This is a genomic window from Bacillus sp. FSL W8-0116 (genome assembly GCF_038003825.1).
Lineage (GTDB): Bacteria > Bacillota > Bacilli > Bacillales > DSM-4216 > Bacillus_O > Bacillus_O smithii.
Genome location: NZ_JBBOPY010000001.1, coordinates 1,431,066 through 1,443,729 on the forward strand (window position 1 = coordinate 1,431,066; position 12,664 = coordinate 1,443,729).

General features: G+C 42.1%; 10 protein-coding genes and 1 riboswitch. Of the genes, 2 read left to right on the plus strand and 8 right to left on the minus strand.

Features of this window, described 5'->3' with window-relative positions; genetic code table 11:
• Window positions 1-133: 133 nt before the first annotated feature.
• The 7 genes from ptsG to N1I86_RS06760 form a co-directional block, all read right to left on the minus strand.
• Window positions 134-2,209 carry a glucose-specific PTS transporter subunit IIBC gene (ptsG, locus tag N1I86_RS06730; RefSeq protein WP_003354069.1) on the minus strand — a complete coding sequence of 692 codons (2,076 nt, stop codon included), beginning with the start codon at window positions 2,207-2,209 and terminating at the stop codon, window positions 134-136.
• A 114-nt stretch (window positions 2,210-2,323) separates the two neighbouring features.
• On the minus strand, window positions 2,324-3,208 hold the full coding sequence (gene glcT / locus N1I86_RS06735; protein ID WP_341095606.1) for a glucose PTS transporter transcription antiterminator GlcT: 885 nt from the start codon (window positions 3,206-3,208) through the stop codon (window positions 2,324-2,326).
• A gap of 151 nt (window positions 3,209-3,359) precedes the next feature.
• Window positions 3,360-4,694 (minus strand): NCS2 family permease, encoded by a 1,335-nt coding sequence (locus tag N1I86_RS06740; RefSeq protein WP_048624120.1) that lies wholly within the window; start codon window positions 4,692-4,694, stop codon window positions 3,360-3,362.
• Between the two features lie 184 nt (window positions 4,695-4,878).
• Window positions 4,879-4,980: riboswitch (purine riboswitch) on the minus strand.
• Window positions 4,981-5,181: 201 nt separating this feature from the next.
• Window positions 5,182-6,702 (minus strand): glutamine-hydrolyzing GMP synthase, encoded by a 1,521-nt coding sequence (gene guaA, locus N1I86_RS06745; RefSeq protein WP_340397571.1) that lies wholly within the window; start codon window positions 6,700-6,702, stop codon window positions 5,182-5,184.
• Between the two features lie 518 nt (window positions 6,703-7,220).
• Window positions 7,221-8,048: an ammonia-dependent NAD(+) synthetase gene (gene nadE / locus N1I86_RS06750; protein ID WP_003354065.1), complete on the minus strand. Its 828-nt coding sequence runs from the start codon at window positions 8,046-8,048 to the stop codon at window positions 7,221-7,223.
• The gene (locus N1I86_RS06755) at window positions 8,020-9,534 is read right to left on the minus strand and encodes a nicotinate phosphoribosyltransferase (protein WP_003354064.1); all 1,515 of its coding nucleotides are present in this window, start codon (window positions 9,532-9,534) and stop codon (window positions 8,020-8,022) included. The genes nadE and N1I86_RS06755 overlap by 29 nt, the downstream gene beginning before the upstream one ends.
• Window positions 9,535-9,553: 19 nt before the next feature.
• A complete protein-coding gene (locus N1I86_RS06760) occupies window positions 9,554-10,108 on the minus strand; it encodes a cysteine hydrolase family protein (RefSeq protein WP_003354063.1) in 555 nt (184 codons plus the stop codon).
• 315 nt (window positions 10,109-10,423) lie between these two features.
• Here N1I86_RS06760 and N1I86_RS06765 point away from each other — a divergent pair, with 315 nt between their 5' ends.
• On the plus strand, window positions 10,424-10,576 hold the full coding sequence (locus N1I86_RS06765; protein WP_270584149.1) for a hypothetical protein: 153 nt from the start codon (window positions 10,424-10,426) through the stop codon (window positions 10,574-10,576).
• 70 nt (window positions 10,577-10,646) lie between these two features.
• Window positions 10,647-11,027: a YckD family protein gene (locus tag N1I86_RS06770; protein ID WP_341095609.1), complete on the plus strand. Its 381-nt coding sequence runs from the start codon at window positions 10,647-10,649 to the stop codon at window positions 11,025-11,027.
• A gap of 568 nt (window positions 11,028-11,595) precedes the next feature.
• On the opposite strand, the gene mtnA is transcribed toward N1I86_RS06770, so the two are convergent.
• Window positions 11,596-12,660, minus strand: coding sequence for an S-methyl-5-thioribose-1-phosphate isomerase (gene mtnA, locus N1I86_RS06775; RefSeq protein ID WP_327797178.1), 1,065 nt, complete (start codon window positions 12,658-12,660; stop codon window positions 11,596-11,598).
• Window positions 12,661-12,664 lie beyond the last annotated feature (4 nt).

A 12,664-nucleotide genomic window follows, 5' to 3' on the forward strand; every position in this document is an offset into this window, starting at 1 on the left:
TACACCCATGCCGGGCGCACACAAGAAAGCCGTTCACGCCAAAAGCATGAACGGCTTTCTTTACCCGGATATTTCATCCTTTTCGATGCAGCGGACGTTAAACGATGAAATCATCGCTCTCTATCCTGATGGGCTATTTTTGAATCGAAATGATGTTTTCTTCTTTCAAATCGACTTTACCTTGCTTTTCAATTACAACTTGTTCCCCTTCTTGAAGGTTTGTAAAGATAATTGGAGTAATCACAGAAGGAGCCTTGCTTTTCACTAAGTCAAGATCCACTTTCAACAATGGCTGTCCGGCTTCAACATGGTCGTCTTGGTTTACAAGCGCCTCAAAACCTTCGCCATTCAGTTTCACTGTATCAATACCCACGTGAATCAAAATTTCTCTTCCGCCGTCGGACAAAATACCGATTGCGTGCTTAGTCGGGAACAGGTTCACAATTTTTCCGTTAACCGGCGATACAACAGTTCCTTCTTCCGGCAATATAGCAAAGCCGTCTCCCATCATTTTTTCTGCAAAGACTGGATCAGGAACTTCTGCAAGCGGCTTAATTTCCCCTTTTAACGGAGAAATAATCGCTTCATTTCGGTCAATTTCATTTTGAAGAGGCGTTGGATTCACTTCTTCTACTTGCTGTTTAACTTCCTGATTCATATCAGGAGTTGTTGCTTTGCGCGGCGCTTTGCCTTTCATAATATCTTGCATTTGCGTTTTAATGGTGTCGGAACGTGGTCCGAAAATAGCTTGAATATTGTTTCCAACTTCCAATACTCCGGAAGCGCCCAGTTTTTTCAAACGTTCCTTATCCACTTCTTTAGGATCATTTACTTGAACGCGCAGACGAGTGATACAAGCATCCAGCGAAGCAATATTGCTTTGTCCACCCATTGCTTCCAAAATATTGTAGGCAAGGTCTCCAGATCCGCTATCTGCTGTTTCTTTTCCATCGTTCGATTCTTCATCATCTTCGCGACCAGGCGTTTTTAAATTGAACTTGCGGATGGCAAATCGGAAACCGAAATAATAGATGACGGAAAAGACTAATCCGACCGGTATCACGAGCCACCAATGAGTTTGTGGATTCAAAACACCAAAGAGAATAAAGTCAATTAATCCCCCTGAGAATGTCATCCCGATTTTGACATTTAAAATATGCATAATCATAAATGACAGTCCGGCAAAAACAGCGTGAATCGCAAACAACACAGGTGCTACGAATAAGAAGGAGAATTCAATCGGCTCTGTAATCCCTGTCAAGAAAGAAGTCAAAGCCGCTGAAGCCATTAAACCTCCAACCACTTTTTTCTTTTCAGGTTTAGCTTCGTGGTAAATAGCCAGCGCAGCAGCAGGAAGACCAAACATCATGAACGGATATTTACCCGTCATAAATGTACCAGCCGTCAAATTCTTGACTCCATCTTTAATTTGAGCCATAAATATCGCTTGGTCTCCGTGAACCACTTCTCCTGCTTTGTTCGTATATTGTCCAAACTCAAACCAGAACGGAGCATAGAAGATATGATGCAATCCAAATGGAATCAGCGAACGTTCAATGACACCGAAAATAAAGGCAGACAACGTCAAGTTTGCATTCAACAAGTTATTGGAGAAAGCATTTAAACCTGATTGGATAGGCGGCCAAATAACAATCATGATCAATCCAAGAATTAAAGAAGATACAGCCGTCACAATCGGAACAAAACGTTTTCCCGCAAAAAATCCTAAATAAGATGGAAGCTCAATATTAAAGTATTTATTGTAGAGAATTGAAGCTAATATACCAACAATAATCCCGCCGAATACACCGGTTTGCAGCGTAGGAATGCCGAGAACGGTTGCATAGGAAGGATCATGAGCAGCCATTTTAGGAGTGACACCAAGCACAACTCCCATCGTAACATTCATGATCAGGAAGCCGACGATTGCAGCAAGTCCAGCTACCCCTTCTCCTCCGGCCAAACCAATGGCAACCCCGACGGCAAATAGAAGGGCTAGATTCGAAAAGATAATTCCACCGGCTTCTTCCATTACTTTTGCTACCATTTCCACCCAACCGGTATGCAGAAACGGAGCAATATCGACTAGCGTCGGGTTTTGTAAAGCGTTTCCAAGAGCAAGCAAAATTCCGGCAGCCGGTAAAATGGCGACTGGAAGCATCAAAGCTTTACCCACTTTTTGGAGAACGCCGAAGAATTTCTTAAACATATACGTTACCTCCATTCTGTTATTGCATAAACAAAAAAGCATGAGTGAAGAAGCAATAAAAACAAGCAGTACAAAGGGTAGTGTTCCCTTGCGTTCTTGTTTCTATCAACTTCTTTACTCATGCCTGATCGAATCAGTAACACGTAAAGAATTGCTATTCTTTTGTTTCGCACGTAAACGCTGCAAATGCATCGTTAAATAAGTGGCTTCCGCTTCATAAACCGGTTTCTTCAGCGTCTGCTGCATAATTTTGATTAGCTTCCATGAAAGATTGTAGCATAGAGGGTATTCTTTTTTCAATAGTTCTTTTATTTTTTTTGATTCTTCCAATGTTTCCCCTTTTTGCACCCTGTCAATGGTATAGCGAAGATGGCGGATGAGCCGCATATATTCCACACTATTTCTATCGATTTCCATTCCAAGATTTTCTTCCATTGTGCGGACAAGAGTAGACAATAACTGGGAATATTGATTAATCTCCGAAAGTTGTTTATCTGTTAAGGCACTGTGAATATGCAAAGCAATAAAGCCTACTTCCCCTTCCGGCAGCTTGATGTTGGCCGCTTCATGAATATAATCCACTACTTCTTCAGCGATTTCATATTCAAAAGGATACATGGCTTTTGTTTCATTTAGAAAAGGATTTTTAATAACCATTCCTTTCATAAGCCTGTTCATCGCGAAAAGCAGGTGATCCGTGAGCGCAACGTGGATATGCTCATTTAAAGTGCCGCGTGTTCGTTTTTTTATGATTTCTAAAGAGGAAATAATTACATTCAGCGTTTTTTCATCGAGGTAGGGCAATAATTTTTTGTAGTGTTCTTGTTCATTTTCATTTTTGAGGACAAATATTTTTTCGATAATATCTTGATGGATCACATCTCCTTTTTTCCTTTGAAAACCGATTCCTTTCCCAATCAGTACGACTTCGTTGTTCTTGTCATCAGCAGCGATCAAAACATTATTATTAAGGACTTTTTTCACTACATATTTAGCCATTTGAAATCTCCTCTTGTGATTCACCGCTGCAATAAGCAACAGCTTCGTCCTCCTTATATTAGTCTACCCATATTGTAATCAAGGATTTGCCTTTATACAATGAAAACCTTTTTACAAAAAAACGTCCCCCATTTGGAGGACGTCCTTCCTACTATTTCAAGAAAATAAAATATAATAAGAAAACAACAAACAAGAAATACATAAGCGGATGAATTTCTTTGGCTCTTCCTTTTACAATCATCGTAATAGGATAGAAAATAAATCCGATCGCGATTCCTGTCGCGATACTGTATGTCAAAGGCATACAAATAACGGTCAAGAAAGCCGGAACAGCAATTTCGAATTTCTTCCAGTCAATTTCCCCCAGAGACGATACCATCAACACACCGACAATAATCAAAGCAGGCGCCGTTACGTGTGAGGTAATAACCGAAAGCAACGGGTAGAAAAAGAGCGACAGCAAAAACAACACACCTGTGACAACAGCAGCAAATCCGGTTCTGGCCCCGGCAGCTACCCCCGCTGTTGATTCCACAAAAGAAGTCGTCGTGGACGTTCCGAGCACCGCACCAATCGCTCCTGCCATAGCATCTGAAAACAGCGCTTTTCCGGCTCGAGGCAATTGATTGTTTTTCATCAATCCGGCTTGATGAGCAACCGCCAAAAGAGTCCCTGCCGTATCAAAAAAGGCTACAAATAAAAAGGTCAAAACCACCATCAACATTTGCATCGTAAAAATTTGATCCGGCATATGGAAAATCGAAGTCACCGCAACGCCAAACACCGGTTTAATGCTTGGAATGCTGCCGATCACATGTTTCGGAAGAGGGATTAAACCGGTCAACATCCCGACAATAGCCGTAATGACCATTCCGATAAACACAGCGCTGTTAATGCCTCTCGTCATGAGAATGACCGTAATGATGATGCCGAAAATGGCCAAAAGCGTATTGCCGTTTGTCAAATCGCCAAGCCCAACTAAAACCGCATCATTATTCACGATGATTCCAGCATTTTGAAAACCAATAAAAGTAATAAAAAGTCCAATTCCTGCTCCTACTGCGTGTTTTAATTGAGCCGGGATAGCATTAATAATTTTTTCCCGAATTCCGGTAAGCGTGAGCAAAATAAATATGAGGCTTGCCAAAAATACTCCTGTCAACGCAACTTGCCAAGAAATGCCGTAATTCAAAACAACCGTATAAGCAAAAAAGGCGTTCAAACCCAATCCCGGCGCCAGAGCCACCGGATATTTCGCCCATAATCCCATCAACAAGGAACCGAAAGCAGCAGATAAAGCCGTCGCAACAAACACCGCTCCGTGGTCCATTCGCATGGAATCCGGAAGATTCTTCACTGATGCAAGCGAAAGAGTGAGCGGATTCACGACCAAAATATAGGCCATAGCAAGAAAGGTCGTAATACCACCGATAATTTCCCTGCGGTAATTCGTCCCCAATTCATCAAAATGAAAATAATTTTTCATAATTCCCCTCCGCCATTATCACAAATACGTCACGAGGCAACCACACTGGCCAACGGGATGCCCGCCGAGCGAAATTTTCGTTCGGGTGTTAAAGCTTTTCGCCGAGCAAAATAAAAAATACTCCAAACGTTTGTTCGGAGTATGGCTTGAGGATAGAAAGATAAAAGGATGGGAATCCAATCCTGTTTACATTCCATTACCTCGTAGTCAAGCTATTTACGGCAGCTTGGTAGAGACTTCCGGGCCATATCCCCGTAATTATACGACGTAATGCGACAAATTATTTAATTCAACTACATTGTAGTGCTAAATGACGACGATGTCAATAAAAATACGAACATTATTTCAAAATCATTTATTATCATTCGCGTTTGTTTTATCCGGCCTTAAGGGCAGCAAACTGAAGAGTTCCTTTGGAGGCCGACTGCCCTTAAATGCCCGATTCGTTCCGCTGATCATCCGTATCTCACGGATGAATAGCGGGTCTTTATTCCCACTCAATAGTGGCCGGCGGTTTGCTGGTAATATCGTAAACGACACGGTTCACATGGCTGACTTCGTTGACGATGCGTGTCGAGATCGTCTCCAGCACATCCCACGGAATTCTTGCCCAATCGGAGGTCATTCCATCGATGGAAGTAACCGCACGAATCCCGATAGTATAATCATATGTTCTCGCGTCTCCCATTACGCCGACGCTGCGAATATTAGGAAGAACGGTGAAATATTGCCAAATGTCGCGATCCAAACCAGCTTTTTTAATTTCTTCTCTTAAAATAGCATCCGATTCCCGAACGATTTCCAATTTTTCTTCCGTTACTTCTCCTAAAACCCGAATGGCAAGTCCCGGTCCCGGGAATGGCTGACGCCAAACAATTTCATCCGGAATTCCTAATTCGGTGCCCAATTTTCGCACTTCATCTTTAAACAACGTGTTCAGCGGCTCAATCAGCTTAAATTCCATATCTTCCGGCAGCCCGCCCACATTGTGATGGGATTTAATCGTTTGGGCTGTGGCCGTTCCGCTTTCAATAATATCCGTATACAGAGTACCTTGCGCTAAAAATTCAATTCCTTCCAGTTTGGCCGCCTCGTCATCAAACACATATATAAACTCATTGCCGATAATTTTCCGTTTTTTCTCAGGGTCGGAAACTCCCTTCAGTTTGTTCAAAAAGCGATCTTTTGCATCCACTTTGATCACGTTCATGTGAAAACCTTCCGCGAACGTTTTCATTACACTTTCGGCTTCCCCTTTGCGCAAAAGACCGTGATCGACAAAAATACATGTCAATTGATCTCCGATGGCTTTATGTATAAGAACAGCCACAACAGAAGAATCGACTCCGCCGCTCAAGGCACAAAGAACCTTTTTATCGCCAACGGTTTTTCGAATATTTTCTATTTCCATTTCAATAAAATTTTGCATGGACCAATCGCCCCGGCAGCCGCAAATGTTGAACACAAAATTGCGAAGCAGCTCGTTTCCGTAGACAGAGTGGCGAACTTCCGGATGGAATTGAACCCCATATAATTGTTGTTCTTGATGACTCATTGCCGCGATTGGACATGATGAACTTACCGCATCTACAGTAAATCCTTCAGGAGTTTCCATCACTAAATCGCTATGGCTCATCCATACCACTTGTTCTTCCGGTAGTCCATCCCAAAGAGGATTTTGGTTTTGTACCCGGATGGTCGCTTTTCCGTACTCCCGTTTGCTGGCAGGTTCCACTTTTCCACCGAAATGCTTTGTCATCAGCTGCATTCCATAGCAAATTCCTAGCACCGGGATTCCTAGATTAAAAATGTCTTCGTCGCAGCGAAAAGCATCTTCGGCATATACACTGTTAGGTCCCCCAGATAAAATAATCCCTTTTGGATTCATAGCTTTTATTTCTTCCGCCGTCAAAGTATGGGGATGAAGTTCGCTATAGACGCCAAGTTCCCGAATTCTTCTCGTAATCAGTTGGTTGTACTGGCTGCCGAAATCAAGTACGACAACCATCTCTTGGTTTTCCCATTCCTTCTTTCTTTCCACAATATCCACCTCTCTATGTATGAAAAAATAAGCTCTGTTCCTATGACGCAAGCATTTCCCATGCAGCACAGTTTCTCCAGCCAATAATCATGTAACAGAGCCAAGAGATCACAAAAAAGTATTCAGGGGGAATTCCTTCCCCCTCTATTAAGTCCTTAATAGACTTTTATAAACCCGCCTTTTCAAGAAGACCAACGGAGGTCTCTCTTGCTGCCACTATTGCCATCTCATTGCAGCCATCCGGCAGCAATCCAATTTTTTCGAAGAATTGTAGATGTAATACTGATAGACCATAGACGCAACAAATTTGTCATCATTTTATATCTATCTGTAACCACGGTCAACCCGCCTTGCAATTGATTTATTATTCAGATAATAAGTTATAAAGAAGAAAACTCTTCTCCTGCTATCATTAACCAAAAAAGACAGGGAGCTTCACCGAGGCTCTCTGTCCGTCTTTTCTATATAAAGGAAGAATGCACCCATTATTTCCAAAAGTCATCAAAAATCGTGATGGGTAGATGCCGTTTATGCTCTGTCTTTAAAAACCATCCTTCGATCGTTTTTCTCGCTTCTTCAGAAACGGTTTTGCCTTCCAGGTAGTCGTCAATTTCTTCATAGGTAACACCAAGTGCGACTTCATCCGGAAGCTGCGGACGGTTTTCTTCCAAATCGGCTGTCGGCACTTTTTTATATAAACGTTCCGGACACCCAAGTTCTTTTAACAGCATCTTTCCTTGGCGTTTATTTAAACGATAAATCGGAACGAGATCCGCACCGCCGTCGCCGTATTTTGTAAAAAATCCTGTGACTGCTTCTGCTGCATGATCGGTTCCCAGTACGACTGCATTTCTCATTGCTGCGATGCTGTATTGAATTTTCATCCGTTCCCGAGCTTTTTGATTTCCTTTTTCAAAATCGGAAATTTCCACGCCGGCATCCTTTAATGCCTTTTCACTGGCATCTACCGCTTCTTTAATGTTCACTGTAACGACATCATCCGGCTGGATAAAGTTTAAAGCCACTTGGCAATCTTCTTCATCGAATTGTGTACCATATGGCAATCTGACCGCCGTAAACTGATAATCTTGTTTTCCTGTTTCTTCCCGAATTTCGTTAATCGCCATTTGAGCCAGCTTCCCGGTTAATGTGGAGTCTTGTCCACCCGAAATGCCTAGAACGAAGCCTTTTATAAACGGATATTTCTTTAAATAAGCTTTTAAAAAGTCTACGCTTTTGCGAATTTCTTCTTTTGGATCAATCACCGGTTTTACTTTTAATTCCTCAATAATCCGTTTTTGTAAATCGGTCATCTTCTCCTTCTCCTTTCGTTTTGGTTGACAAACTAGATACAATTTTGTCCCGCACTTCTTGAATCTTTTTCATTTTATTATTCCAGCATTTTTCGCTTAAGTCCACCGGATATTCTTCCGGATTTAAAATTCGTTTATATTCATCCCATAAATAGCCTAAATTTTTTTGGACAAAAGATTGGATTTCTGCCAGCGATGGCAATTCATATACTAGCTCGCCATTGATGAAAATATCTTTTTGCAATTCCACCGCTTCAAAGTTTGTCACGAATTTGCTGACATAGGTATGAACAGGGTGAAACATTTTAATTCTTTCTTCTGCGGCGGGATTCTCGTCATAAAGGGTGATATAGTCGCCTTCCGATTTTTGGTTGCTTTTATTGATGATTCGATATACTTTTTTCTTTCCCGGAGTGGTTACTTTCTCGGCATTGCTGGAAATTTTGACCGTATCGATCATTTCCCCTGCCTCATTCTCTATCGAAGCTAACTTATAGACTGCTCCAAGCGCCGGTTGGTCGTACGCCGTAATCAAATTCGTCCCGACCCCCCAAGCGTCGATTTTGGCTCCTTGAGCTTTCAAATGCGTAATGGTGTATTCATCCAAATCATTCGAAGCAAAAATTTTCGCATCGTGAAATCCGGCTTCATCCAGCATTTCTCTCGCTTTTTTCGATAAATAGGTCAAATCGCCGCTATCTAAACGAATACCAATAAAGTTGATCGAATCCCCCATTTCTTTAGCGACTCGAATCGCTGCCGGTACACCGGAACGAAGCGTGTCATATGTATCCACTAAAAAGACGCAATCCTTATGGGATTCAGCGTATTTGCGAAATGCCGTATATTCGTCTTGATAAGCTTGTACCATGGCATGAGCGTGTGTTCCGGCTGTCGGAATGCCAAACAGCTTTCCGGCTCTGACATTGCTGGTAGCCCCGCATCCACCGATAAAGGCCGCTCTAGTTCCCCAAATGGCCGCATCCATTTCTTGAGCCCTTCTTGTCCCGAATTCCATGACCAAGTCTTCCCCAACGGCATGCTTGATGCGGGCGGCTTTCGTGGCTATCAACGTTTGATAGTTGACTATATTTAATAAAGGCGTTTCAATCAGCTGCGCTTGAATCAAAGGCGCCTCTATTGTAACAATTGGTTCATTTTCAAAAACCACTTCTCCTTCCCTCATCGACCGTACATTTCCTGTAAAAGTTAAATTCGACAAGTATTGAAGAAAATCTTCATCATAGCCTTCTACTTCGCGCAAATAAGCGATATCGCTATCGCTGAACCGAAAATTCTTTAAAAATTCAACAATTCTTTCTAACCCCGCAAAGATTGCGTATCCGCTTCCAAACGGCATTTTCCGGAAATAAAGATCAAACACCGCCTTTCTCTCATGGACACCGTCTTCCCAGTACGTTTTAGCCATATTAATTTGATATAAATCTGTATGCAAAGCAAGACTGTCATCTTGATATTTTCTCATCGTCCAAACCCCGTTTCCGTCATGAAATTACCTTTGCTCCGAGTGCATGTTGAAAGTGCTTCAACGCCCAATCATGTCCTGCTTCGTTAAAACTTGCCGTTCCCTTTTCGTATACAGCCAGTTTAAACCCTTTATTATAAGCGTCTACAGCGGTATGAAGCACACAAATATCGGTACAAACTCCGCATAAATGAAGTTCATCTATGCCTCGAGCTCGCAGCTGAATCTCTAAGTCTGTACCTGCAAACGCGCTGTACCGTGTTTTGTCCATATAATATACATTTTCCTTGTTTTTCATCCGCTCATACAGTTCCCCTAATTGACCGTACAGCCTCCTTCCCTCCGAACCGGCAATGTTGTGCGGCGGGTATAATTGGCTTTCGGGATGATACGGATCCTGTTCCTTATGGATATCCACTGCAAATACTACAAAATCGCCGTTTTGAATAAACGTGTCCGTCAAAGAAGTAATGAAATTCTCAATCATTTGAGCGGGCTTTCCACACGTGAGAGCACCATGATCCGCCACAAAATCGACAGTGTAATCGATATTGATCAACGCTTTTTTCCCCATTGCCGAAGTCTCCTTTTTCCTTCTGTTTGCTTCGAGAGGCTCTGTGATATGTTGAACATGAAAGCCGGAAAAGAACTTTATACGTGATCAAACTGCAAAACTCTTGATTCTCATTATATATCCAAGACACCTTATTCAGCATTGTTAAAGTTTCATAATGTCTATCAAGTGCGCCAAAAATCCAAATATAAGACAAGTTTACCTATTTTGTTCACAGAGCGTTCAAAAATGGCTTTATTTGTATAATATCTATTTTTAGGATCATTATAAAGAAGAAACGAGAAAAAAAACAGCCATAAGGAGGAAAGAAGCAAGATGTTGAATAAGAAAAAAGAACAGCAGCCGACCTTTGCTCCCGGAATAGACGATGAAGAAGAATTGGATCAGCGGGCAACAGAAGAAGAAATAGAAAGAGGAGAATTTACCGAAGTCACGCATCTTTCCTACGATGAAGTGGATGAAAGCTAAAATGGGTTGACCGTTTCTCTCATTCTCAAAACAGAACCTTACAAATAAAAAGGAAAGGAAGAATAGACCTATGTTTACATTTCCCAAAAAAATCATGGCCATCATCTTCGTGTCCGTTGCGATGTTTGCTGCCTCAACCGTGCATGCAGAGACAAATCAAGGAAAGAGCAACGAAAAACCTGTCCAGCTGACCGAACAGCAAAAAGCCAAACTGAACAAACTTCACAAAGAACTATTGGAAAAAAGAAAAGAATTAATTCGCCAATATGTAGCATACGGAATCATTTCTAAAGAAAAAGGAGATGACATCATTTCCCATTTGGAAGAACATTACAAACACTTGCAGCAAAACGGCTTTTCCCCTCATTGGAATCACTCGGAAAAAGGCCACTGGCATCATAAACATCATCATGATGACAGCGAAGAAAACGATAACGAATCAAAACGCTGAAAGCTCTCTTTCAGCGTTTTGATTCGTTCATTGCAGCCTTGCTTCTTTTTTCAAACATTTTTTGAAAAGAACGAAGGCCATTTCTTCTAAAAGGATCTAACCTTCTTATAATAAAGAAGGGTTATTGTTAGACTTTCTTAGCTACTATATTTCCATCAAAAAAGTCGCTTTTATTTTTGTGGATCGATCCTATTCTATCGGCATTATATCATATGGGGTACGTTCCTTTTGAGGCTTTCTCATTACAATCGCTATTAAATAGAAGAAAAATAAGGATATGCTGATAGAATCAACATCGTCAAAAATCAGGTCGAAATATATTTTACAAAAATAATTTTGATCCACTTATTTGACAGTCAAAATGACGAATGAACATAAATCATCCATTAACGTTCAGAACAACAACATACATCATGAATCATTCCGTTTCGAGAGGCAGCAACCTGCTATCTTTGTAAAACCGGCAAGGAGTCCCTCTCCCTCCTGTTTTTCAGAGATGGAAAGGGACTCTCTCTATCATGTGATGATTAAGTTCTTTCACAAAACTTCATTTCTTCTTTTAATCTCCTCATCCCACTTGTTCGCTCTTCTCAAATAATGCCGGCAATTCTGCTTCATAGTTTTCGCCAATGATTCCATTTTCGGTAATAATCGCTGTAATCAGTTCGTGGGGGGTGACGTCAAAAGCCGGATTGTACACTTCCACCCCTTCAGGAGCAATGCGTTTGCCTGCGATATGGGTAACTTCTTCCGGATTCCGTTCTTCAATCGGAATATCTCTTCCCGTTTTGGTTTCTAAATCAATCGTGGATAATGGCGCCGCGACGTAAAATGGAATGCCGAACGATTGTGCCAATAAAGCCAGTCCAAATGTTCCGATTTTATTAGCGGTATCTCCGTTAGCGGCAATTCGGTCCGCACCGACGATGACGGCCGAAATGTTTTTGGCGTAAATCGTCTGCGCCGCCATATTATCCGTGATAAGCGTAACATCCACACCGGCTTGCATGAGCTCCCACGTGGTGAGTCTTGCTCCTTGCAAAACCGGGCGCGTTTCTGAGGCAAATACTTGAAGATGAACTCCTTTTTCTTTGGCTAGATAAAACGGAGCAAGCGCCGTACCGTAGCGAGCCGTTGCAAGGGAACCGGCGTTGCAAATCGTTAAGATGCGGTCGCCGTCTTTAAAAAGCGACAGTGCATGCTCCCCGATGCGGCGGCATACGTCTTCATCCTCCACTTGGATGCGAATCGCTTCATGAACGAGCATCGTTTTCGCTTCATTGACAGAAATGGCGTCTCCAATGCTTGATGCAAGACGGTTCAGCGCCCAAAACAAGTTAACCGCCGTAGGCCGCGAGCTGGCTAAATAGTCGATGTCTTTGTGAAGCTGTTGTTTAAATTCAGCCATCGAACTTGCCTCGTAACGTTGAGCGGCAAGAGCAAGCCCGTAGGCAGCCGTCATGCCGATCGCAGGAGCTCCTCGAACTTTCAAGGTCGAAATGGCATCCCATACATCTTCAATTTCCTTTAATTCTAAATATTCAGTCTCCTCCGGCAGCTTTTGCTGATTTAAAATCGTAATATGCGTATCGTTCCATTCAACCGAACGCGGAATCATGAATCGTTCAGTCATAGCT